The sequence below is a fragment of the Kitasatospora sp. NBC_00240 genome (assembly GCF_026342405.1).
Lineage (GTDB): Bacteria > Actinomycetota > Actinomycetes > Streptomycetales > Streptomycetaceae > Kitasatospora.
In genome coordinates this window covers 15,700-38,399 of the sequence record NZ_JAPEMU010000001.1, presented here as the reverse complement: position 1 = coordinate 38,399, position 22,700 = coordinate 15,700, and the positions used below count along the sequence as shown (strand labels likewise).

Below are 22,700 nucleotides of genomic sequence, written 5' to 3'. Positions count from 1 at the left end.
CCGACGGTGGGTCACCGATCCGCCGCGCGCGTCTGCGGCGGTGCCGGAGGAACCGTCGCCCCGCCTTCGCCGTCGCCCCGCCGGCCCCCGTCCTTCCCGGGGCGCCGGGCCGGACCCGGGCGGACGGACGCTCCGTCAGTACGTCAGTACGTCAGTACGTCCGGACGGCCCGTCAGCCTGCCCGGACGGCCCGCCCGGTCGGACCGGTGCTCCCCGCGAGGGGCGGCCCCGCCCCGCCGACCCACCCTTGTCAAGGAAGTCTTGACAAGGGTGAGGGTGTCAAGGTTTCCTTGACACATGCCGATCCTGACGCCGTCGACGACGCCCCACCCCGTGCCTGCCCCCGCCCTGCCGGCCCTCGTCCCGCTGACGGTGATCCTGCCGGCCCTCACCGGCCTGTTCGCCGACCGGCTCGGCACACCGGCATCGATCGCCCTGATCGGCGCGGACCTCGCGTTCATCGCCGCCGCCGGCACCCTGGTCGCCCGCCGCAAGGCCGGGACCACGACCGGCGCCACCGGCACGCGCGCCACCGACCGGGCCCGACGCGACCAGGCCCGACGCGACCAGGAGACCCTCGACCGCCTCGAACCCCTGCGCCCCACCACCCCCGGGAGCACCACGCGATGAACGACGAACCACTGCTCGGCCCCGAGGAGATCACCCGGATCCGGGAAGGCATCGCCGCCACCGTCCTCGCCGCCCCCGAAGGCCTGGCCGACTCCCTCGAACACGACCCCGCCGGCTACCTGCGCCTGGTGGACGCCACCCGCGTCGGCGCCGAGGAGAGCAGCCGACTGCTCCGCGAGGCGGTCCAGGGCGCCCGGGCCGCCGGCCACAGCTGGGACACCGTCGGACGCGTCCTGGGAGTCAGCCGCCAGGCCGCCCAGCAACGCTTCACCGACAAGGGCGCGAACGCCGCCCCGCCCCACCCGGCCACCACCGGCCCCCACGACCCCGAACGCCGCATCCTGACCCCGCTCACCGCCTTCAACGAGATGGCCGCCCTCACGGAGGCCGGCCGCGACGGCTGGCACCTGGTCGGCTACGGAGCCTGGTACCACGAGGTCGAAGCCTCCGAACACCCCTGGGAGCACTGCCGCGTCACCCTCGCGGCCCTCGGCCGCCACCGCCGCATGGAGGCGGAGGGCTGGATCCCCGTCGGCGCCGGCTGGTTCCCCTGGCGGTACTACAAGCGCCCCCTGACGCCCACCGGGAAGCAGTAGCCCCGACCCCGACCGCAGGAGCGCCGCCCACCACTTCGTGATGATCATCGATGGAACGCTGGTAGGACTGCGCCCGCTGCGCCCCGAGGACGCGCAGCACCACACCCGGTGGCGCAACGACCCGGACGTGGTGCACCGGGCGGCCGCGGGCGACGCCGGCGCCGGTCCCGGACCCCGGTGCGCACGGTCCCGGACCCCGGTCCGTACGGTCCCGGACCCCGGTCCGTACGGCCCCGGGTCAGGGGAGCACGGCCGCAACCGGCCGCCCTCCGCGGACGTCCGTAGCTCATGACGACGAGGCGATGGCCGCGCCAGGGTGCGGCCGGTGCCCGTACGACCTTGCCGGGGGGGCATGGTGACGCAGGGGACGTCCCGGCACCGGACCGGTCAACCGCAGGACCCTGACCCTGGCCCTGACCCGGATCCGCGGCGGCCCGCGGCCCGGGAGGGGCAGACCCTCCCGGGCGCGCGGCGCCCCGCTGCGCCGTCGCCGGACCGGGCGGTGCGAGCCCCGCGATGCCCCGGCCCGCTCCTGGGCGGAGCGGTCGGAGCGGTCGGAGCGGGCGGAGCAGGCCGCCGGGGGCGGTGGGCGAGGTGATGGACCATTCCGCGCTGGTCCACCGGCTGGACGGCAGGAGCGCCGAGGTCACGGTCAGGAGTTTCTGCCGGGGCGCCGAGCTGGCGCAGCAGCTCCGGGCGGCGGGCCTGTACGGGTACCGCCTGCAGCGCCACGACCCCGGTGTGCTGCCCGGCCTGGCCGGGCCGCGACTGTACCTGGTCCTCGACCCGGACCCGGCCGCCCAGCGGCGGGCCGCCTGGATGCGCCGGCCGGACCTGCGCCCGGGCGCCGTTGCCCCGGTGCGGTGGGGGACGAACCGGGTGGGGGAGTGGCCGCCGGTGTGGATGCCGCCCGGACGCCCCGCCCCCCGACGCTCCGAGCCGGTCCGACCGGTGTGCCGGGCCTGCCGCTCGGGGCCCGGTCGGGGGGCGACCGTCCTTCCCGGTGGCGGCCGGCGGCCCGGACCGGCGCGTGGTGTCAGTCCTCGTCCGGGACGGCCGTCCGTGCGCCGTCCGGATCCGGCGGGGCGGCGCCGTCCGTGGTCGTCGGCATCGCGTGGAGGATCTCGCGGGCCTGTTCCGCGGCGCGGGCGATGCTCTCGGAGACGAAGTCGAGGAAGCGGGCGACGTTTTCGAGGCGGGCGCCGGCGGGGGTGTCGGAGCCGAAGACGCTGACGCCCTGCCGTGCGGTCTCGACGATCTGGGCGGTGGAGCGGGCGCTGGCCATCATCGACTGGTACCAGATGTCGTTGTCGACGATGTAGCGCTCACGGCGGCGTTCGTCGCGTTCCCGGCGGGCCATGCCCTGGCCTTCGAGGAACGTGATCGACTTGGAGACGGACGCCGGGCTGACCTGGAGACGCTGGGTGAGTTCGGCCGAGGTGAGGCTGCCCGTGTCGGAGAGCAGGAGGCCGGTCATCACCCGGGCCGTCATCTGGGGCATGCCCGACTGCATCATGACGGTCGTGAAGACCTCCTCGTACTGGCGCACGGCCTCGGCGTCGCGCCCGTGGGCCTGCGGGAGCGCCTCCGACCCCCGGGGGGCTGCCTGCCTGCGCCGGTGGGCGCGGTGCTCGGTGGCCCGGTGGGCGAGGTCGGCGCGGTAGCCGGTGGGGCCGCCGTTGCGCATCACCTCGCGCGTGATCGTCGAGGTGGGGCGGTCGAGGCGTCTGGCGATCTCGGCGTAGGCGAGGCCGTCGGCCAGTCCCAGCGCGATCTGCTGACGTTCCTGCTGGGTGAGCCTGCCTCCCGGCATCGCGGTCTCCTTCGTCGTCCGTGGTGTCCCCGACTATAGCGTTCACGCTCATTCCATTGCAACGTCTTGATCGGGTTTGTTGCGTTACCCTTGAGGCCATTGCAATGAAATAGTGTCCTCGGCCTGCAGTGAAAGGCGCTGTGCGCAACGAATGCGTTGCCAGATCTATGAACGCAACGTAGCTTTTCCCTCATCGGAAACAGCGGGCCGACGGAGCGCCCGCCACCGACGAAGGAGACGGCGATGCTGAAGTTCGACACCCCCACCTCGATCACCACCGTCCTCGACATCCCGGCCGGGCGGATCCGGTTCATCGCCGCGGACCGGGCGGACAGCACGGTGGAGGTCCTGGCGGCGGACGCCTCGAAGGGGCGGGACGTGAAGGCGGCGGAGCGAATCACCGTCGAGTACGCGGACGGCGTGCTGCGGATCGGGGCCGTGCCGGCGAAGAACCGGATCCTCGGCAACTCCGGGTCGGTGGAGGTGACCGTCCGGCTGCCGGCCGGCTCCCGGGTCGAGGCCAAGGCCGCCGCCGCCGAACTGCGGGGCGTGGGGCGCCTCGGCGAGGTCACCTTCGAGGGCGCGCAGGGCACCGTCAAGCTCGACGAGACCGCCGGCGCCCACCTCACCCTCCAGGCCGGCGACATCACCGTCGGCCGCCTCGGCGGCCCCGCGCGGATCAGCACCCAGCAGGGCCACATCACGATCACCGAGGCGGTCCGCGGCACCGTCGAACTGCGCACCCTGGCCGGTGACATCACGATCGGCGCCGCCCGCGGGGTCGGCGCCGCCCTGGACGCCGGCACCTCCTACGGCCGGATCCACAACGCGTTCCGGAACACCGGCGGCGCCGCCGAGCTGACCGTCCACGCGACCACCGCCCACGGCGACATCACCGCTCGCAGCCTTTGAGCCGGCGGCAGCCGAGTCCACGGCAGCCGAACCCACGGCACCGGAGACCGCGCTGCGGTCTCCGGCAGGGGGCGGGGGCCGGGGTGGGCTTCTCGCGGGCGACCCGGGTCGAGGCCCCCGGCGGTGGTGCGCCGCCGCCTGCTCCTCGGCGCGGTGGCACGGCGCCCCGGGCCGGCCCGGGGCGGGCGGACGTCCGGGTGCTACCCGGGCCCGAGGGCCCGTCGCAGGAGCCGGCCGAGGCCGGATCGGGTGGCCCCGAAGCCCGTCTCGTGGTCCCAGACGTCGGTGCAGCCGGGGCACTGGAGGTGCAGGAGGCTGCCGGTGTTGGAGAGCAGGTAGCGCCAGTGGTCCGCGCAGTTCCGCCCGTCACGGCAGGAGTCGCAGGTCTCGTGCGTGCGGCAGGTCGGGCAGGGCGCCCAGGCGCGCCGGCCGATGTCCGCCTGCGGATCGATGGGGAGCATGTCAGCGCCTCCCGCCGGGCAGTTCGCCGCCACCCACGCGGCCGGCCGGCACCCGCGGGAGCGGCCGACGCCGGTCCGCGCCGGGGCGCGAGGACCCGGCACGGCGCCCCTGCCCCGGGGCGGGGGGCTCGGTGGCACCGGCGGGCTCGTGCGCGGCCGGGGGCGGACCCGCCGGGCCGGAGAAGTTCCAAGACATGAGAGGTTAAGTTAGGCAAGCCTTGCCTTGCTGTCAAGAATTCGCCGACCCCACCCTTTCCCGACCCCACCCTTTCCCGACCCCACCCTTTCCCGACCCCACCCAGGCCCGGCCCCACCCGGGCCCGACCCCGTCCGCTCCCGCCCGAAGGACCGCTCCCGCCCGAAGGGCCGCTCCCGCCCGAGGGGTCGTCACCGCCCGAGGGGTCGTCACCGCCCGGCGGACCGCGGCACCGACCTCCGCCGCCCCGCGTCGCCGTCCCGCGTCGCCGTCCCGCGTCGTAGGCGGTCAAGGCCTCGCGGCGGGTGGGCCTCGCGGCGGGTGGGCCCCGCCCGGGTGCGGGCGGTGGTGCGGCGGGTGTCAGCCGGATGGAGGACCGCGCCGAGTGTCCTGCCCGGTTTCGTTGCATCCGTCCGTAGATAGTGCGGAATGACACGCACCAGAGCGGCCTTGGCTCTCGCCGCCGCCATCATGATCGCCACGTCCCTGCCGAGCACCGCGGGCGCCCTCGCCCTGACCGGCTCCGCCCACGGCGGGCACGCCTGCGTCCGCTCCCCGGAGCCCTCCTCCGGGCCGGCCGCGGCGGTGCTCGACATCGCCCGGCAGAGCAAGGAGCAGTACGGCCTCAACTCGGTGCTCCTCAAGGTCACCGTCGACGGCCACGACCTGATCACCACCGCGCTCGGCGAGTCCATGACGGGCGTGCCGGCCGAGCCGGACATGCACTTCCGGGCCGGTTCGGTGGGCATCGCGTACATGGGCACGGTGCTGCTGCAGCTGGTGGACGAGCACGTGGTGGGCCTCGACGAGCCGATCTCGCGCTGGCTGCCGGACGTGCCGCACGCCGACCGGATCACGCTGCGGATGCTCGGCTCCAGCACCTCGGGCCTGCACGACTACGTCACCGACCCGGCCTTCCTCGCCGAGCTGGAGGCCCACCCGTTCCGCCACTGGACCGACGACGACGTGCTCGCCTACCCCTACAGCCACCCGCTCTGGTACGAGCCGGGCACCAACTGGAGCTACTCGCACGCCAACTTCGTGCTGCTCGGCGAGGCCCTGGAGAAGATCACCGGCACCCCGCTGGACGAGCTGCTGGAGCAGCGCGTGACGGGCCCGCTCGGGCTGCGCAACACGCGGAACAACTTCACCCCCGAGATCCCGGCCCCGGTGCTGCACGCCTTCACCTCGGACCGCGGCATCTACGAGGAGTCCACCTTCTGGAACCCGTCGTGGACGACCGCGCGGGGCGCCGTGATCACCACCGACATCTGCGACCTGGCCCGCTCGGCGCAGGCCATCGGCACCGGTGAACTGCTCTCGCCGGAGGGCTTCCGCACCCAGCTCGACCCGGGCACGGTCGGCCTCGGCGGGCCGACCGACATCTGCCCGCCGACGGTCTGCCTCCACAACACCGAGGCGCTGCACTTCGGCTTCACCGTCCTGGTGGAGAACGGCTGGATCCTCCAGAACCCGTCCTTCTCCGGGTACGCGGCGATCCAGGCCTACCTGCCGTGCGAGCACCTGGCCATCGCCGTCTCCACCACCAAGGGCCCCGACTCGCCGGACGTCAACACGGCCGAGCTGATCGCCGCGCAGATCGCCGCCCGCTTCGCGCCGGACAACCCGATCCCCGCGCCCGCCGGCTGACCGGACGGGCCCTGCGCCGACACCCCGCCCGCCGTCGGCCACCCGCCGCTGTCCCGCCGCCGTCCGCCGCCGTCCGCCGCTGTCCCGCCGCCGTCCGCCGCTGTCCCGCCGCCGTCCGGCGCCGTCCGCCGCAGTCCCGGCGCCGTCCGGCGGCGGGTGGCGGCGGGCGGGGCTGGGCCGGCGGCGCGCTGACTCGCCGCCCGGTCCACCGCTACGCCCAGGTGCCGGCCGCCCGGCTCGCCGTGAGGGATCGGTCCGGTGCCCGCTAGCGGGTGCCGGGGAGGAGTTCGACGCGCAGGCCCCCGCCCTCCTGGAGGACGTAGACCGGATCGGTGTCGTGGCGCCAGCCGACCGGGAACAGGTAGTAGCGGCCGCCGCGGGTGATCAGCAGGCGCAGGCCGACGTAGCGGCAGCGGTAGAGGGTGTCGGACTCGGCCGCCAGGCACTGCTCGTGAAGTTCGGGGTGCGGGCTGAGCTTGAGGCTCTTGGAGCTGAACACCACCACGGCGGGGCGATCCTCGATACGCCGGGCGTCGGCCTCGGCGTCGCTGTGGCCGGTCAGCGCGGCGATCAGGGCGACCGCCCAGAGCAGGAAGACACCGGCGGCCAAAATGGGGACGGCGTGGCGGAACAGCCCGTGCGGCCTCCGCCCGCCGTTGGCCGCCCTGGTCTGTCCGAGCAGCAGACCGGCCGCGATGGTGACCGGGGCGACCCAGCCCCAGCCGTGGAGTTGCAGCGGCCGCCAGAACAGCAGCATGAGTACGCCGGCCAGTAGCACCAGCGCGTGGCAGCGGGCCGTCGCCGCGAAGGCTCCGACGTCGATGGTCGCCAAACGGCCGGGCAGTCGCCGCACCAGGTCCGGCACCTGCATGAGCAGCAGGCCGACCGCGAGCAGGGCGAGCAGCGGAACGGCCATCAGCCGCAGGCTCTGGACCACCAGTTCGGCGAAGGTGAAACCGATCGACAGCGACGAGAGGTGGAAGTAGCCGAAGTACGCGCTGTCGTAGAGCACGCCGGCGTAGAACATCAGCGCCGCGAGGAAGGAGGCCTGCGCGACCACCGACTTGATCAGGCCGACGGGCGTCGCCGAGTCGGTGTCCGCCGTCGGCCGGGTGGGGGCCTCGGTCACGTGCCGGGCGGTGGCGGCTCGCTGCTCTCCCCTACGCCCGGCTCGCTGCTCCCCCCGGTGCCGGGCTCGTCGCTCGGGTCGGGCGAGGGACAGGGCGGCTCGGTCCCGGTGGACGGGGAGGGGACGGGCGGGCAGCCCACCCCGACGGACGGGTTGCCGCCGCCCCCGGGATTGCCCGGGTTGGTCCTCACGTTGGGTGTCGGCAACTGCGAGAACTCGTTCGCCCCCGGTGCCGTCCCACCGCTGCCGCCACCGCCGTCCGTCGTACTGGTCGTTGTCGGTGGCTGGTCCGCCGTGCCGCAGCCGGTCAGTACCGCCGCCAGCATCAGGGCCACCCCGACCGCACCCCGTACCCGTGTCCGCATACGTGCCTCTCCGTCCGCCTCGCTCGACGCTACCGTTGTACACGAAGCGCCCTTGGCAGGCGCGCGTCGGATCCCCCGGGCGGGTCGGCCGAAGGCGTGGACCGGCAGCTCGCCGGGGAGGATCACGGTCACCGGCTCCTCGGCGGCGATCCGGGCGGGCAGCAGGCGCCCGGTGCGAGGTCGACCGGGCTTCCCTCGACGAACTCCGGGGCCGGGCGGTGCCGGCCCTCGGCCTCGAAGCCGGCCGGCAGCCGCGGTGAGGTGAACGCGACGTGCTCGTCGGCCCGGGCTTCCGTGCGGGCCGTCACCCGAAGCCGCGCGGACCGTCCCGGACCGCATCCGCGCCGCCGGGGCCCGCCCGGTGGAGGGTCGACGGCTACCCGTTGCTGCTGCTCACCACGACCGCCTTGCCGGCCGCGCTCGACCGGCACCTGGCCGAGGACCACCGGGCGGGCGACCGGCGGGCCGAGCAGTTCCCGACGGACCGCTTGCGCCCCGACCTGGTCGTCCCCGGCACCGGGCCGTGGGCCGAGGACGGATGGCGCAGGATTCGGGTGGGCGGGGCGGCCCCGCCGCACCGCCCGTACCCGCTCGCTGTCCTGACGGGCCGACCGGCGCGATCGCCGGTCAGCCGCCGGCCGACGGGTGCGGTCGGCTCCGGAACAGCCGCCCGGCGGCCTGCGGGAGCACGATCCACAGGACCCAGCCGTAGGGCGTCAGGAAGAACACCGGGACGGACAGCCCGAAGCCCAGCAGCATCCCGTACAGCACCGGCTCCCCGGCCGAGACCAGTTCGGCGGGGACCTCCGGGTCGCGCAGCCGGCGCGAGGTCATCCGGCGCTCCATGGCGATCACCGCTGCGAGCGCCAGGAACTGCAGCAGCGCGTAGAAGCCGAACCGCAGGCCCACGGTGTCGGTGTCGTCCCCCTCCGTGGTGAGGAGTTTGGTCGCGAACGGGTTGAGCACGATCGTCAGCAGCCAGCACGCGTTGAGCGTACGCAGCCTGGCGTCGGTGCGTTCGGTGTAGCGGAAGATCCGGTTGTGCTGGCCCCAGGCGCCGGCGATCACGGCGAAGCTGATCAGGAAGGCCAGGTAGTGGTCGAGGTTCTCGCGGACCGCGGTCCGCAACGCCGGGACCGTCGGACCCTCGGGTACCGGCAGTTCGAGGGCCAGCAGGGTGATGGCGATCGCCACCACGGCGTCGGAGAAGAAGATCATCCGGTCCGCGGCGCGCTCCTCGTATCTCCGCAGATTCCTCGCCCGCACCGCAGCCTCCTTCGTCGCTGCGGCCCATCCTCGCCGCCGGGCCGACCGTCGCGGGCGCTGCGACACACCATCGGCCCGGGCCGGCTCGCAGGCACCCGCGGCGCCCTCCGCCGCACCGCGGGGGCTCTTCCCCGCACCGCCGGGCAGGACGTCCGCCCGGCCACGGCGCTCGCCCGTTCGGCCGCCCCCGGCCCCGGTCGTGCGCGACCGGGAGAGCCGAACGCGGGTCTCCCACGGCCGTTCCCGCCCCGGCGGCTCCCGCCCGTGGTCGGGCCGCACCGGCCGCACCGGGGCCAGAATCAGCCAGATGGCCCGATTCGGCCCGCGCTGGTCGGGTATGGAGGCAACCGCCCGTCCCTCATCGGTAAGCGATCGCCTCGGAGGCATCCGTGCCCGACATGAACGGCCCCTACAAGCCCGGTACCCCCTGTTGGATCGACCTGATGGTCCCCGACCAGCAGGCCGCCCTCGACTTCTACCGCGATCTGTTCGGCTGGCAGGGGGAGATCGGCCCGCCGGAGACCGGCGGCTACTCGGTCTGCACCCTCAAGGGCAAGCCGGTGGCCGGGATCATGCGCGCCTCCAACCCCGACGGCTCCACCCCCGACCCGATGCCGCCGACGGTGTGGACCACCTACCTGTCCACCGACGGCCTCGACGCCACCGCCAAGACGGTCACCGACGCCGGCGGCACCGTCATGATGGGCCCGATGGACGTCATGGACCTCGGACGGATGGCGGTCGTCGCCGACCCGACCGGCGCCGTCGTCGGCCTCTGGCAGCCGGGGACCTTCGACGGCGCGGGCATCGTCAACGAGCACGGCGCGCTGACCTGGAACGAGCTGAACACCGGCGACACCGACGCCGCCGCCACGTTCTACACGGCCGTGCTGCCGATCACCACGGCCCCGACACAGATGCCGGGCGCCGAGGGGTACACGGAGTTCAAGGTCGCCGACCGCGCGGTCGCCGGGATGATGAACCTCTCCGCCCTGCCGCCCGGGGTGCCGCCGCACTGGCTGTCGTACTTCAGCGTCGACGACGTCGACAGCGTCCAGGACGCCGCCGTCCGGGCCGGCGGCAGCGTCATGGCCCCGGCGTTCGACATGCCGGCCGGGCGGATGGCGGTCCTCGCCGACCCCCAGGGCGGCACCTTCGCGGTGATCACCGCCGCCGGACCGGCGCAGCCCTCCTGACCACCGACGGCCCGCCGCCCCGACCACCGGCCGGGGCGGCGGGCCGTCCCACCGCCGCGTACGGCCGTTCCGGGCCGTCGCGCCGCGTGCCGGGTCGTGCGCGCCACGCGGTCAGTGCCCGGGAGGGCGCGGGCCGGCCGCCGGGCGGGTGAGTCGGTGGAGCACGTGCCGGCGCAGGGGGTGCCCGGCCGGCAGTCGCGGATGGTCGAAGTCCTCGCCCGGGTCGTGCGTCATGCCCAGGCGCTCCATGACGGCACGCGAGCGCAGGTTGCCGACCGCGGTGAAGGAGACGATCTCCGCCAGGTCCAGCGCCTCGAAGCCGAAGCCGACGGCCGCGGTGGCCGCCTCGGTGGCGTACCCGTGCCCCCAGGCCGGCCTGGCGAGCCGCCAGCCGACCTCCACCGCCGGGGTGAAGGCCGCCTCGAACGTCGTCCGCGACAGGCCGGTGAAGCCGATGAAGGCGCCGGTGGAGGCCAGTTCCACCGCCCACCACCCCCAGCCTTCCCGCCGGAGCGCGGCGGCGGCCCGGTCGGCCAGGGCATCACTGGCCGCCCGGTCCAGGGGCGCCGGAAGGTGCGCCATGACCTCGGGGTCGGCGTTCAGTTCGGCGAACGGCTGCGCGTCGGCGGGCCGCCAGGCCCGCAGCACCAGGCGGGAGGTGCGCAGCTCCACCGGCCGCGGGAACTTCACCGGCCGCGGGAACTTCATCGGACCTCCCGAGCGGCAGACGGCACCCTTCCACCGTAGCGAGCCGACGCCGGCCCCGTCGCACGTCCGGCCGGCTCCGGTGTCGAGATCCGGGGCCCGGCCGGGCGGCGGACGACCCGTCAGCCGCCTCCGGGGGCTTGCGTACACTGGCGGGCATGGCATGCCGCATCAGTGAGCTGGTCATCGACTGCGTCGACGCCGAGCGGCTCGCCGCGTTCTGGAGCGAGGTCCTCGGGTACCGGGAACTCGGCCGGGAGGACGACGGGAGCATCGAGATCGGGCCGCCCGACGCCGGGTTCGGCGGCCCGCAGCCCACCCTGGTCCTCAGCCCCGGCGGCGACCCGCGCACCGGCAAGCTCCGGCTGCACATCGACGTCAGCGCCACCGACCGGGACCAGGACGCGGAGTTGGAGCGGCTGCTCGCCCTCGGTGCGCGGCCCGTCGACGTCGGGCAGAGCGGCACCGAGAGCTGGCACGTCCTGGCCGACCCGGAGGGCAACGAATTCTGCCTTCTGCGGGCCCGGGTCCGGCCCCTCTGAGCGCCCGCGGCGGCCCGGGCACGCCGCCGACCCGGCCCCCGGCTCCCGGCTCCCGCAGCCGGTCCCCGGGGCCCCTTATTTCGCGCTACTCGCCCTCCAGTGCCGCCACCAGCTGCGGCAGGTTGCCGCCGGCCGTCGCGAGGGCCAGGTGGTCGTGGTAGTCCCGGCTGTGGACGATCAGGCCGTCGCGCACCCGCAGCACCTGGATGTTTGCGGCCTCGAAGGCCCGCCCGCTCTCCCGGTGGTGCACCTGGTAGTCCCACTCGGCGACGACCACCTCCGGGTCGTCGGTCTCCCGGACCACCACGTTCCTCGCGGTCAGATCCAGCGGCGAGTGCGCGGCGACCTCCGCGAACCGCGCCCGCAGCACGGCCCGCCCCTCCAGCCGGCGCGGCCCCACCGGCTGGAAGACGGTCTCCACCACCGCGTCCTCGGCATAGAGTTCGGCCAGTTCGGCGAACCGTCCCGCGGTGATGCCCGCGAGCAGCTCCAGGAAGACCTCGCGCGACGACAGCGTTTCGGACATGATCAACCTCCGGCAGGATCGTCACCAGAACCGGACTGGCGACTCCGGTAAGAACGATACGGACCGGCGAATCCGGTTGTCCAGGGCGGCCCTCCGGCCGCCGACCGTGAAGGGAAGACAGGCATGACCGGCGACCGACAACGCCCGCTGCGCGCGGACGCGGCCCGCAACCGGGCCAGACTGCTGGACATCGCCACCCAGGAGTTCACCACCCGGGGCGTCGCCGTCACCACCGAGGAGATCGCCCGGGCCGCCGGGGTCGGGGTCGGCACGCTCTTCCGGCACTTCCCGACCAAAGAGGCCCTGCTGGAGGCGGTGATGGTGAGCAGGCTGGAGACACTGGCGGCCCGCACCACACGGCTGGCCGCCGAATCCCGGCCCGCCGACGCCTTCTTCGACTGCTTCCGCCTGGTGGTCGAACAGTCCGCGGGCAAGGACGAGTTCACCCGGGCACTCGCCGCGGCCGGCATGGACGCGCACTCCGCCCTGCGGGAGTCGAGCACGGTGATCAAGGAACAGCTGACCGAACTGCTGGCCGGGGCACAACGGGCCGCAGCGGTCCGCCCCGACCTGGGCCTGCCCGAACTGATCGCCCTGCTGACCGGCACGACCAAGGCGATGGAACAGCTCGCAGCGGACCCGGCGGCCCGGGAGCGGATCCTCGAGGTCGTCCTCGACGGGCTGCGCCCCCGCTGACCGGTCGTCCCGTCCCATCCTCCCGAAGGCGGGTTCCGCGCCGGGCGCCCCCGCACACGCCGGGATGCCGGTGCCGGCACCCGGGGCGGCGCCGGCGCCTCGCGTACGGCGCCTGAGCGTACGGCGCCTGAGCGTACGGCGCCTGAGCGTACGGCGCCTGAGCGTACGGCGCCTGAGCGTACGGCGCCTGAGCGTACGGCGCCTGAGCGTACGGCGCCTGAGCGTACGGCGCCTGAGCGTACGGCGCCTGAGCGTACGGCGCCTGAGCGTACGGCGCCTGAGCGTACGGCGCCTGAGCGTACGGCGCCTGAGCGTACGGCGCCTGAGCGCCCGGCGCCTGAGCGCCCGTCACCGAAGCGCCCGCTGTCCGCGCCCGCCGTCCGTCCCGCCGTCCGTGCCCGCCGGCGGGCGCGCGGGGCACATCCGTGGGAGCGGTGGGGCTTGTCTGGTGGAAGCGCCGGACGGGGTGAGGGATCCGATTTCCCGCACGAAGGCGTAACACCGGGACGGTGGGGGGCAATTCGGAAGAAGTGATGGTCCGGGGCGCTGCATACATTCGAGTCACGACCTTCGGAGGGAAAAAGAAGATGCGTGCTGTTGTGGTGAACGGGACCGGCGGTCCTGGGGCTTTGGTGTCGACAGACCGGGACGTCCCGACTCCCGGCCCGGGCGAGGTACTGATCGACGTGGCGGCGATCGGCGTGAATTACCACGATCTCTACGAGCGGAGCGGACTTTATCCACGACCCGTTCCGTTCGTGCCCGGACTGGAGTGTGCGGGAGTGGTGGCCGCCCTGGGCGCCGGTGTCGACGGCGTCGCGGTGGGGGACCTGGTCGTCACGATGGAGGTGTCGGCACCGGGCGCCTACGCGCAGCACGTCGTGGCACCCGCCGAACGCGTCGTGGCGGTGCCCGCCGGACTGAGCGCCGAGCAGGCCGCCGGGGTGTTCCTGCAGGGCCTCGCCGTCCACTACCTGACCCGGGACAGCCACCCGGTGCGCGCGGGCGAGACGGCCCTGGTGCACGCCGCCGCCGGCGGCGTGGGCCTCCTGCTGACCCAGGTGCTGCGACTGCTGGGCGCCCGCGTGATCGGCACGGTCTCCAACGCGGCCAAGGAGGAGGCGGTCCGCAAGGCGGGCGCGCAGGAGGTCATCCGCTACACCGAGGTCGACTTCGTCGCGGAGGTGGCCCGGCTGACCCAGGGCCGCGGCGTGGACGTGGTCTACGACGGTGTCGGGGTCGCCACCTTCGACGGCAGCGTGGCGTCCCTGCGCATCGGCGGCACCCTGGCACTCTACGGACAGCCCAGCGGCGTGGTCCCCCCGCTGGACATGGGGCCGGGCGCGCGGGGCTCGATCCGGCTGATCCGCCCCACCCTGCCCGACTTCATCACCACCCGCGAGGAACTGCTCACCCGCGCCCAGGAGGTGTTCTCCTGGGTGCACACGGACGGCGTGACCGTCCCGATCGGCGCCACCTACCCGCTGGCGCAGGCCGCCACCGCGCACGCCGACCTCGAGGAGCGCCGCTCGATCGGCAAGCTGCTGCTGATCCCCTGACCGGGCACCGCCCCCGTCGGCTGCGCCCCCGCCGCGGCGCCCGGCTCAGGGGGTGGGGGCGGGGTCCTTGTGCGGCACCTGGGGGAGCCAGCTGACGGCGTCGTCGCGAAAGTGCTGGTTCTCCGGCACGAGGGCGTGCCGGTCGAGGCTCATCAGGGTGACGAAGACCGCGTCCGAGCCGTCGTCCAGTGCGCACAGCCGGCTTCCGCAGGTGGGGCAGAACCCGCGTCCGGCACCGGGGAACTCCGCGTACCAGGTGGGTTCGCCGCCCTCGCCGTCCCAGCTGAAGCCCTTCAGGGGGAACCCCACCCAGGTCATCATCGGGCCGCCGGAGAGCTTCTTGCAGTGGTCGCAGCTGCACACATGGGGGTAGAAGGGCGCGCCGGTGGCGGTGAACCTGATCCCCCCGCAGAGGCAGCCGCCGGTGTGGGTCTGCTGCTGGTCGGTGTCGCTCATCGGTGTGTCCCCCCGGGACCTGGCTCGGTTGTGTGCCCAGCAATATGTCATGCGCCCGGCGGGCGCACCACCGCGGCACGCGGACCGCGGGAGCGCCGCACGGAGCGGGACGGGTCCGCGCCGTGGCCCGCGGCCGGGGCCGGCGGACGTCCGGGCCGGGTGGACCAACCACCCTGCCCGGTACGGTCCTTCGGTCCCGGCCGGCCGGGACCCGGCGGCCGGGGTGCTGCGGGACGGGGAACGGGCGCGGCGCGGCCTTGGACAGGTGCGGGTGCGCCGCGTTCACCCGTTCGTGGCCCGCCGCCCCGCTGCCCCGCCGCCGCCCCGCCGGTGCGCCGCGCACCCACCCTGACGGGGAGGTCGGTGTCGGTGCGCGGTGGTGCGCGGTGGTGCGTGGTGGTGCGGGGTCAGAAGGTGCGTTCGGCGACCCGCACGCGCTTGACGTCCAGCAGGGCGGTGCGCAGCGAGGCGATCGGGAAGGGCGCGCCGGGGGCCTCGAAGCGGTCCTCGAAGGCGGTGTTCTGGTCGGCCATGTAGAGCCAGGTGTAGGCGGTGGTCTCGGGCTCGAAGCGCCAGCTGTCGGCGAGCGGGCCGGTGTCGAGGGTGTCGAAGCCGATCCGGTCGACGAGGGCCGCGGCGGCGGTGTTGGCCGCGGCGTGGTCGCCGGCGATGGGCAGGGCGGTGCGATCGGGGGCGCCGCTGGGGCGGGCGAGCTGGGTGATGTGGTGGGCGAGGATGTTGCCGAACGCCTTCACCAGGTGCGCGCCCTCCAGGTGCTGCTGCACCAGTTCGCTGGTGGTCAGCTTCTCGGAGTCCAGCTCGGGGATCCGGCCGTCGCGGATCGGGTAGTAGTTGCTGGTGTCGAGCACGGTGTGGCCGCGCAGCGGCGCGGCCGGGACGCTGCGGTAGGCGAGGATCGGCACGGCCAGCACGATGAGGTCGGCGTCCTGGGCGATCTGCTCGACGGTGCCGGCGCCGGCCAGCGGGCCGAGCTCGCTGACGAGCGCGGTGAGGGTCTCGGGGCCGCGGGAGTTGGCGATCGCGACCTTGACGTCCGCGGCGACCGCGAGCCTCGCGATGGCCGTACCCATGCTTCCGCTGCCGATGATTCCAAGGGTGGGCATGTCTCGGTTCCTTTTCGTGGGTTGGGACTTGTGGTCATTGGGGTGCCGGCGGGCGGCCCGTCGTGCGGGCGGCCGTGCGGGCGGCCGGGACGACGGATCGGGGCGACGCCCGCCGGCCGCCGGCCGCCGGCCGGCGGCCGGGGCCGGGGCAGGCGGGGCCGGGGCGGCCGGGGGCGCGGTCCGGCGGTGGCGGTGGCCGGGCACCGCCACCGCCCCGGCCACCGTCGAAAGCCGGCCACCGCCCCCGGCCCGGGTCCCGAACTCCGGTCACCGGCACCGGAATTACGAGGTGCGGTGCCCGGACGCCGGGCCCGGCCGGCCGGTGCTCAGATGTAGTAGGTGTTGGGCTCCAGCCCGCACAGGACGCGGCCGTAGGTCTCGGCGTTGACGTCGGGGTTCATCATGGCGTGCAGGTTGAAGGTCTGGAGGTCGCCGACCATGCGCTGCAACGGGACCTTGGTGTAGGCGGAGGAGCCGCCGCTGGAGCCGGCCAGGATCTGCGCGGCCTCCAGGGTGAGGCGGGCGGCTGCGCCCTCGTCGGCGCGGCTGCGGGCGCGTTCGGTCATCTCCCAGCTGTCGCCGGAGGCGCACTTGGCGTCGACGAGGGCGGCCAGGCGCTGGGCGTGGAACTGGGCCTCGTCGATCTTCATGGCGGCTTCGGCGACCCGCAGGTGGGTGACCGGGGCCTCGCTCTGGCTGGGGTACTCGGTGTAGGCGATCTTGCGTCCGGGCAGCCGCTCGAAGAAGGCGTCCTGGACGGCGTGGGCCAGGCCGACCGCGACGCCGACGGTGGTGGCGGCGCCGACCACGATGAACGGGGCGCGGTACATCGGGGTGTCGGCGTTGAGCTTGGAGACGGACTGGCCGCCGAGGACGGCGGGCGCGGGCAGGACGCGCTCCTGGGGGATGAACACGTCCTTGGCGGTGGTGGTGACGCTGCCGGTGCCGCGCAGGCCGCTGGTGTGCCAGTCGTCGACGATCTCCAGCTCCGCCATCGGGACGGGCGCCATCACGGGGTAGGGCTGCCCGGCCGGGTCGAGGAAGATCGCCGCGCTCTGCTGCCACTGGCTGCTCAGGGCGCCGCTGATGAACGGCCAGGAGCCGTTGACCAGGATGCCGCCGGGGACGGGGACGGCCGTCGCGGTGCCCGGTCCGATGGTGGCGCAGACCCGCACGTCGGGGTCGGCGAACACCTCGTCCTGGACCTCGTCGGGGAACAGGCCCAGGCCCCAGCCGGCGATCAGGGAGCTGGCCAGCACCCAGCCGGCGGACCCGTCGGCGCGGGCGACCTCGGTGACCACGTCGACCATGGTCCGCGCGTCGGCCTCGTACCCGCCGTAGCGCAGCGGGATCCGCATCCGGAACAGGCCGGCCCCGCTCAGGGCCTCGACCGTCTCCTCGTGCAGCCGGCGGTTCTCCGCCGACCACGCGGCGTGGGAGCGCAGCACGGGCGCTGTCTCCGACACCCGCCGCAGCAGGTCGTCCCGGGACGGGACGGCGAAAGTGGACATGCCTTCTCCTTGGCTGGATCTACTGGATTTAGCCGGAACAACTGGATCTGTCGGAATCCGCTGATCACGCCCCCCGCCACCGCGCCGGCACCCGGGCCGCGCCGCCCGGGCACCGGGGGCGCCCGCCCGCCGCCCGGTGCGGCCGCCCGGCCGGGAGCGGACGCGGGCATGCCGCGTCGGCGGCCGCTCGTGGCCGGGGTCGGTACGGGGTCGGTACGGGGTGTTCGGGCGGGCGCGGGCGGGCGCGGTGCGCGCTCCGGTGCGGGGCGTCCGGTCCGGGGTGTCCCGCACCGCGCCGCCGCGGTCGTGCCGTTGCCGGCTGCCGGTGGCCGTTGCCGTCACCGCCGTTGCCGCCGGTGGCGGTGGGCGGGTCGGTCCGGTGCGAGGGGCCGGGGCGGGGACGGGCGGGTCAGGCGAAGAACGTGTTGAACTCGTCGATCACGGCCTGCGGGGCCTCTTCGACGAAGTAGTGGCCCGCGTCGGGGACCACGACGACCCGCACGTCGCCGGCCTGGGTGGGCAGGGTGGCCTGCATCTGGGCGGCGAAGAGGCCGTCGGCGAGGTTGGAGACCAGGCCGAGCACCGGGGCGGCGATCTTGCCGTAGGTGCCGAGGTCCACGATGTCCTGGCCGAACGTCTGGTACCAGCCGTTGCCGCCGCGGATCCCGTCCGCGGTGTCGTAGGCGCGGGTGTAGACGGCGCGGGCCTGCTCGTCGACGGCGCCGCGGTCCAGCAGGAACCCGTCGAAGACCCAGTCCACCAGGTGGCGGGCGCGTCCGGCGAGCAGTTGCTCGGGCAGGCCGGCGACCGAGTTGAAGGCGAACCACCACGGGTGGAAGGGCATGCCCGGCGCCGGGAGCATCGGGATCTGGTAGAGCGAGGCGTCGGGGTGCAGCACGTCCAGCAGCGCGACCTTGCGGACGGCCTGCGGGTGGTTGGCCGCGAAGCTGAAGGCGACCTGCGAGCCCACGTCGTGGCCGGCGATGTCGACCTGGTCGTAGCCCAGGGCGCGGATGAACCCGTGGACGACGCCGGCCATCGTCTTCTTGTCGTATCCGCCGGCGGGCTTGTCCGAGCCGCCCATGCCGGGCAGGTCCAGCACGATCACCCGGCGGCCGGCCTCGGCGAGCGCGGGCATCACCTTGCGGAACTCCCACCAGGTCTGCGGCCAGCCGGGCAGCAGCACCAGCGGCCTGCCCTCCCCGCCGGCGACGTAGTGCAGGCGCAGGCCCTCCACGGTGATGTGGTCGCTGCGGAAGTTCCCGGCCAGCGACTGCGCGAGCTCGGCGTCGGTGGGGACGGCCGCGCCCGTTGCCGGCGTGCCCTCCTCGGGCGTGTTCGTGGTCACTGTTCCCATTCCTCTTTCCTGGCGGCCGGGACATGTCTGCCGAGCCGTGCTCCGATTCGGTGCCCCGGGGATCTGTCCCGGGACGGCCGCGGGTGAACCGCCTTGTCACACCGTGACCATGAGCCATCATCAGTGGCTCTGACGTCCGGCCACCTCTTCCATCGTGCTCTCCTTTTCTGCCTCCGCCGCGTGTACCGGCGCCGTCCGGCCCGCACCGGAGGGGGGCAATCCGGAGGTAGTCGCCGGGCCCGCCGCGGCCCGCATACTCGCCGTGTGCCGGGTCGGGACCGGTGCCGGGCGGGCCGGGGTGGGCCCCGCGCGGCGGCCGTCCGGCCCGGCACAACACGCCCGCCGTACAGGGACGTTCGGGGGTCCGGGCGTCCGGGATCCGGTCCGGGATCGGGTCCGGGATCCGTCCGTCGGGGCGACGGTGCGGGCGCCGGAGGCGGCCGGGGCGGGCCGGGCGGGCGGGAGGGGGCGGGGCGCGCCGTAGGGCGGACGGGCCCCGCCCCCTCCCGCCCCGCTTCGTGCTGCCCGCGCCGCTGCCCGGCTTCGGGCGGTCGGGCGGGAGGCAGGGGCGCGGGGCGGGGCACGTAACAGGGGCGGAGGGTGCCGGACAGGGCTGCGTGAGGGCGGTGGCGGCGGCGGGGGACGGCGCCCGGAGCGGGGGCCCGGAGCGGGGGCCCGGAGCGGGGGCCCGGGGCTGGGGTTTCACCCGATCGGGGTGCAACTCTTTGGTTGCGGATGGAGGAGGGACGTGCAACCATAAGGGTGCATTCAATGGCCGTAGCGAAGGAGTCCCCTTATGAGCGCGGAACTGATCGAACGCGAAACCCTCATCGAGGCCCCCCTGGAGCGGGTCTGGTCGCTGGTGGCCCAGCCGGGCTTCTGGGTGGCCGACGAGGCGAGCCTGGCCGGCACCGTCGCCAAGGAGGGCGAGTCGATGGTGGCGAAGAACGCCGAGTACGGCTCGTTCCCGGTGCGGGTGGAGAAGGTCCAGCCGCCGACGTACGTGGCCTACCGCTGGGCCAGCGCGTTCCCCGGCGAGGAGCTGAGCGAGAACAACAGCACCCTGGTGGAGTTCACGCTGATCCCCGAGGGCGGCCACACCCGCCTGCGCGTCGTCGAGAGCGGCTTCGGGCAGCTGGCCGCCTCCGAGGAGGTGCGCGAGAAGGCGCTGAACGACAACGCCGGCGGCTGGCCGCAGGTGCTGGGTGCCTTCAAGAAGCGCGTCGAGGAAACGTCCGTGTGACGGAGGAACGCCCCGGCTCCGTCGCGGCGGTCGACAGCGTCCTCGCGGCGCTGGCCGATCCGACACGACGTCAGCTGCTCGACCTGCTCGCCGCCCAGGGCCAGGTCACCGCGACGACGCTGGCCGAACGGCTGCCCGTCTCGCGCCAGGCGGTGGTCAAGCACCTCGCCGTCCTGGACGCGGCCGGACTGGTCGCCGGCAACCGGGTCGGACGCGAGGTGCGGTACGCGGTGCGGCCCGCGGCGCTGGACACCACGGCGCGGTGGATGTCCGCGCTGGCCGCCGACTGGGACCACCGGCTGGCGGACGTCAAACGCGTCGCCGAGGCGGCCGAACGCGACTCCCGGTAGAGCCCGGCCGAAGGTTCCCGCCGTGACACGCGGCGGGAACCGGCCCGGCCGGGACACCCCGGGCCCGCCGCCCGCGGCGGCCCGCCCGTCCGGCTCCACCCGGCAGCCGTACCGGCCAACTCCCCTGCAAGACCGCCGTATTGCGCAGATGCACGGCCGGTGACCCGGCCGCCGGTCCGCCGGAGGCACGGCCGCCGGAAGCAAAGCCACCGTACGCAGAGCAGTTTGACGCACCGCCACCGGACGGACGAGCGTTCCGGCCCCCGGGGCCCCGGCACCCCGGGCACCCGGTCCTCCAGCTGTCCGGGCACCCACCCCGGCCCCCAGGACCCGCCCGCCCCACGCAACCGTTCCGTCCCGTCCGTCCCCCCGCCCCGCCCCCGTACCGCCCGTACCGCCCGTACCGCCCGTACCGCCCGTCACGCACCGCGGGCCGCCGCGGCCGCCGTCCCGCTGTCGGCGCGGCCCGGACGGTGTCCGCGGGCACCCGCAGGAGCGACGCCGCAGGGCGGCCCGCCCGGCCGGCGCGCCGGTCACCGGCGGCACCGGAGCCTTGAAGAAGGGAACGTCCCATGACCACCGACACCGCCCCGACCCCACGCATCACCAGCAGGGAACGGTTAATCCTCTTCCTCCTGCTCGGCGCCGGGTTCATGCTGTCCGTCGACTTCTCCATCCTCAACGTCGCACTGCCGAAGGTCGGCGAGGGTGTCGGACTGGGACTGACCGGACTGCCCTGGATCGCCTCCGCGTTCGCGCTGCCCGCGGCCGGCTTCACCCTGCTCTTCGGCCGCCTGGGAGACCTGTTCGGGCGCCGCAGGATGTTCCTGTCCGGGGCGGCCCTGCTGATCGGGGCCTCCTTCCTCGGCGGGTTCGCCTCCAACCCCCAGATGCTGCTGACCGCCCGCGTCCTGCAGGGCTTCGCCACCGCGATGGCCACCCCCGCCTCGCTCGCCCTGCTCACCAGCACCTTCGCCGAGGGCCCGGTCCGCGACCGCATCCTCGGCCTCAACGGCGCGCTGCTCTCCGCGGGCTTCACCGTCGGCGCACTGGTCGGCGGCTCCCTGGTCAGCCTGTTCAGCTGGCGGGCCGCGTTCTTCATCAACATCCCCGTCGCCCTGGTCATCCTGGTGGTCACCCCCTACGTGATCGGCGAGAGCACCCTGCCCGAGCGGGTCAAGCTCGACGTGCCGGGCGCGGTCACCGCCAGCGGCGGCCTGCTGGCCGTGGTCTACGCCGTCATCGAGGGCAGCATCCCCGCCGCCGTCGTCGGCGTCCTGCTGCTGGGCGCGTTCTGGGCCATCGAGCTCCGCTCGCCCGCACCCCTCGCCCCGGTGCGCATCCTCAAGCGCCCCACCGTCAAGTGGGGCAACTACGCCGGGCTGGTGGTCTTCAGCATGGAGACCGCCATGATCTTCCTGATGACGCTCTACCTGCAGAACGTGCTGCACTTCTCCCCGCTGGTCACCGGCCTCATCTTCGGCGTCCCGGGCCTGGCGGCCGTGGGCGCCGGCGTGGTCGCCGGACGCTCCATCGGGCGCTACGGCAGCCGCAAGGTCCTGGCCGTCGGCATGACCGTGCAGGGCCTGGCCACCCTCCCGCTGGTCTTCGTCGGCGACGCCCGGATCGCGCTCGCCGTCCTGATCCCCGCGCTGTTCATCGGCTTCTTCGGCCACGTCACCTCCATCGTGGCGTACACGGTCACCGGCACCTCCGGCCTGCCCAACGAGGAGCAGGGCCTGGCCACCGGCCTGACCTCGATGACCCAGCAGGTGGCCATCACCGTCGGTATCCCGATCCTCAGCTCGATCGCCGCCACCCGGAGCGCCGAACTGACCGGCATCCACCTCGCCCTGAGCGTCAACGTCGCGGTGACCCTGGTCAGCGTGGCCCTGATCTGGTTCGGCCTGCGCCCGCGCCCCGAGCCCGAGGCGGCCTTCGTGGTGGTGCCCGACGAGACCGGCGGGGAACTGGCCACCTCGCTGGACTGAACCCGCCGCGCAGCCGGCCGTCGGCAGTTCCGGCAGCCGCGCCCGCACACGTGACACCCCGTACGTCCCGACCGACACCGGTCCGGACGTCCGGGGTGTCGCCGTTCGCCGGGCCGGCGCAAGGGAGCCGGCGAACGGCCGGGCGCAGGGGGCGGGCGTCCGGCGGGGCCGGTCGTGAGTGCCGGCCGGGACCGCGGGAGGGGGGCGCCCGGGTCCCGGCCGTGGGAGGCTCCGGCCGCACGGGGGAGAGCGGCCGGGCTGCTCGGCAGCCCGTCCGGTGGGGATGGTGGGGCTGCCGTGCCGGGAATGCTAGACCCGCACGAGCCCGCCGAAAAGGCTTGTGACCAGGCAATATTCGGGCGCGGACATGCCATTTTCGGTCGTGGACGCCGGGGCGGGCAGTGGTCTGCGCCCATGTTCGAGTAC

Annotated in this window: 23 protein-coding genes; 11 read left to right on the top strand and 12 right to left on the bottom strand. The window is 74.4% G+C overall.

Features of this window, described 5'->3' with window-relative positions:
* Positions 1–297: 297 nt before the first annotated feature.
* Positions 298–630 (top strand): hypothetical protein, encoded by a 333-nt coding sequence (locus OG689_RS00195; protein WP_266316485.1) that lies wholly within the window; start codon positions 298–300, stop codon positions 628–630.
* The gene (locus OG689_RS00190; protein ID WP_266316483.1) at positions 627–1,226 is read left to right on the top strand and encodes a hypothetical protein; all 600 of its coding nucleotides are present in this window, start codon (positions 627–629) and stop codon (positions 1,224–1,226) included. The genes OG689_RS00195 and OG689_RS00190 overlap by 4 nt, the downstream gene beginning before the upstream one ends.
* A gap of 1,036 nt (positions 1,227–2,262) precedes the next feature.
* Here the strand turns inward: OG689_RS00190 and OG689_RS00185 are convergent.
* Positions 2,263–3,039 (bottom strand): helix-turn-helix domain-containing protein, encoded by a 777-nt coding sequence (locus tag OG689_RS00185; protein WP_266316481.1) that lies wholly within the window; start codon positions 3,037–3,039, stop codon positions 2,263–2,265.
* A gap of 243 nt (positions 3,040–3,282) precedes the next feature.
* Here OG689_RS00185 and OG689_RS00180 point away from each other — a divergent pair, with 243 nt between their 5' ends.
* Positions 3,283–3,951 (top strand): DUF4097 family beta strand repeat-containing protein, encoded by a 669-nt coding sequence (locus tag OG689_RS00180; RefSeq protein WP_266316479.1) that lies wholly within the window; start codon positions 3,283–3,285, stop codon positions 3,949–3,951.
* Positions 3,952–4,151: 200 nt separating this feature from the next.
* Here OG689_RS00180 and OG689_RS00175 read toward each other — a convergent pair whose 3' ends face one another.
* On the bottom strand, positions 4,152–4,412 hold the full coding sequence (locus tag OG689_RS00175) for a hypothetical protein (protein WP_266316478.1): 261 nt from the start codon (positions 4,410–4,412) through the stop codon (positions 4,152–4,154).
* A gap of 625 nt (positions 4,413–5,037) precedes the next feature.
* Here OG689_RS00175 and OG689_RS00170 point away from each other — a divergent pair.
* A complete protein-coding gene (locus OG689_RS00170; protein WP_266316477.1) occupies positions 5,038–6,258 on the top strand; it encodes a serine hydrolase domain-containing protein in 1,221 nt (406 codons plus the stop codon).
* A gap of 265 nt (positions 6,259–6,523) precedes the next feature.
* Here OG689_RS00170 and OG689_RS00165 read toward each other — a convergent pair whose 3' ends face one another.
* The 4 genes from OG689_RS00165 to OG689_RS00150 all read right to left on the bottom strand — a co-directional run bounded on the left by OG689_RS00165 (position 6,524) and on the right by OG689_RS00150 (position 9,018).
* Positions 6,524–7,387, bottom strand: a complete 864-nt coding sequence (locus OG689_RS00165) for a hypothetical protein (protein WP_266316476.1) — start codon at positions 7,385–7,387, stop codon at positions 6,524–6,526.
* Positions 7,384–7,752: a hypothetical protein gene (locus OG689_RS00160; RefSeq protein WP_266316474.1), complete on the bottom strand. Its 369-nt coding sequence runs from the start codon at positions 7,750–7,752 to the stop codon at positions 7,384–7,386. The genes OG689_RS00165 and OG689_RS00160 overlap by 4 nt, the downstream gene beginning before the upstream one ends.
* A 128-nt stretch (positions 7,753–7,880) precedes the next feature.
* On the bottom strand, positions 7,881–8,060 hold the full coding sequence (locus OG689_RS00155) for a hypothetical protein (protein WP_266316472.1): 180 nt from the start codon (positions 8,058–8,060) through the stop codon (positions 7,881–7,883).
* Positions 8,061–8,379: 319 nt separating this feature from the next.
* Positions 8,380–9,018 carry a TMEM175 family protein gene (locus OG689_RS00150; RefSeq protein ID WP_266316471.1) on the bottom strand — a complete coding sequence of 213 codons (639 nt, stop codon included), beginning with the start codon at positions 9,016–9,018 and terminating at the stop codon, positions 8,380–8,382.
* Positions 9,019–9,416: 398 nt separating this feature from the next.
* Between OG689_RS00150 and OG689_RS00145 the strand changes: the two genes are divergently transcribed.
* Positions 9,417–10,214, top strand: coding sequence for a VOC family protein (locus tag OG689_RS00145; protein WP_266326760.1), 798 nt, complete (start codon positions 9,417–9,419; stop codon positions 10,212–10,214).
* A 111-nt stretch (positions 10,215–10,325) separates the two neighbouring features.
* Here OG689_RS00145 and OG689_RS00140 read toward each other — a convergent pair whose 3' ends face one another.
* Positions 10,326–10,922 (bottom strand): GNAT family N-acetyltransferase, encoded by a 597-nt coding sequence (locus OG689_RS00140; protein WP_266316469.1) that lies wholly within the window; start codon positions 10,920–10,922, stop codon positions 10,326–10,328.
* 155 nt (positions 10,923–11,077) lie between these two features.
* On the opposite strand from OG689_RS00140, the gene OG689_RS00135 reads away from it, so the two are divergent.
* Positions 11,078–11,461: a VOC family protein gene (locus OG689_RS00135; RefSeq protein WP_266316467.1), complete on the top strand. Its 384-nt coding sequence runs from the start codon at positions 11,078–11,080 to the stop codon at positions 11,459–11,461.
* 85 nt (positions 11,462–11,546) lie between these two features.
* Here the strand turns inward: OG689_RS00135 and OG689_RS00130 are convergent, their stop codons facing one another.
* On the bottom strand, positions 11,547–11,987 hold the full coding sequence (locus OG689_RS00130) for a nuclear transport factor 2 family protein (protein ID WP_266316465.1): 441 nt from the start codon (positions 11,985–11,987) through the stop codon (positions 11,547–11,549).
* Between the two features lie 123 nt (positions 11,988–12,110).
* Between OG689_RS00130 and OG689_RS00125 the strand changes: the two genes are divergently transcribed.
* On the top strand, positions 12,111–12,683 hold the full coding sequence (locus OG689_RS00125; protein WP_266316463.1) for a TetR/AcrR family transcriptional regulator: 573 nt from the start codon (positions 12,111–12,113) through the stop codon (positions 12,681–12,683).
* Positions 12,684–13,315: 632 nt separating this feature from the next.
* Complete coding sequence (locus OG689_RS00120; RefSeq protein ID WP_266316461.1) at positions 13,316–14,242, top strand: quinone oxidoreductase; 927 nt, start codon at positions 13,316–13,318, stop codon at positions 14,240–14,242.
* A 45-nt stretch (positions 14,243–14,287) separates the two neighbouring features.
* On the opposite strand, the gene OG689_RS00115 is transcribed toward OG689_RS00120, so the two are convergent.
* The 4 genes from OG689_RS00115 to OG689_RS00100 all read right to left on the bottom strand — a co-directional run bounded on the left by OG689_RS00115 (position 14,288) and on the right by OG689_RS00100 (position 18,681).
* On the bottom strand, positions 14,288–14,698 hold the full coding sequence (locus tag OG689_RS00115; RefSeq protein ID WP_266316459.1) for a GFA family protein: 411 nt from the start codon (positions 14,696–14,698) through the stop codon (positions 14,288–14,290).
* A 407-nt stretch (positions 14,699–15,105) separates the two neighbouring features.
* Entirely contained in the window at positions 15,106–16,026 is a 921-nt protein-coding gene (locus OG689_RS00110) for an NADPH-dependent F420 reductase (RefSeq protein WP_266326758.1), read from the bottom strand.
* 122 nt (positions 16,027–16,148) lie between these two features.
* Positions 16,149–17,333 carry an acyl-CoA dehydrogenase family protein gene (locus OG689_RS00105; protein ID WP_266316457.1) on the bottom strand — a complete coding sequence of 395 codons (1,185 nt, stop codon included), beginning with the start codon at positions 17,331–17,333 and terminating at the stop codon, positions 16,149–16,151.
* 409 nt (positions 17,334–17,742) lie between these two features.
* Positions 17,743–18,681, bottom strand: coding sequence for an alpha/beta fold hydrolase (locus tag OG689_RS00100; protein ID WP_266316455.1), 939 nt, complete (start codon positions 18,679–18,681; stop codon positions 17,743–17,745).
* An 805-nt stretch (positions 18,682–19,486) separates the two neighbouring features.
* Between OG689_RS00100 and OG689_RS00095 the strand changes: the two genes are divergently transcribed.
* From OG689_RS00095 to OG689_RS00085, 3 genes are all read left to right on the top strand, one after another.
* On the top strand, positions 19,487–19,933 hold the full coding sequence (locus tag OG689_RS00095; RefSeq protein WP_266316453.1) for an SRPBCC domain-containing protein: 447 nt from the start codon (positions 19,487–19,489) through the stop codon (positions 19,931–19,933).
* Positions 19,930–20,283, top strand: a complete 354-nt coding sequence (locus OG689_RS00090; protein WP_073925854.1) for a helix-turn-helix transcriptional regulator — start codon at positions 19,930–19,932, stop codon at positions 20,281–20,283. The genes OG689_RS00095 and OG689_RS00090 overlap by 4 nt, the downstream gene beginning before the upstream one ends.
* Before the next feature lie 572 nt (positions 20,284–20,855).
* Positions 20,856–22,274, top strand: coding sequence for an MFS transporter (locus tag OG689_RS00085; protein WP_266316449.1), 1,419 nt, complete (start codon positions 20,856–20,858; stop codon positions 22,272–22,274).
* Positions 22,275–22,700 lie beyond the last annotated feature (426 nt).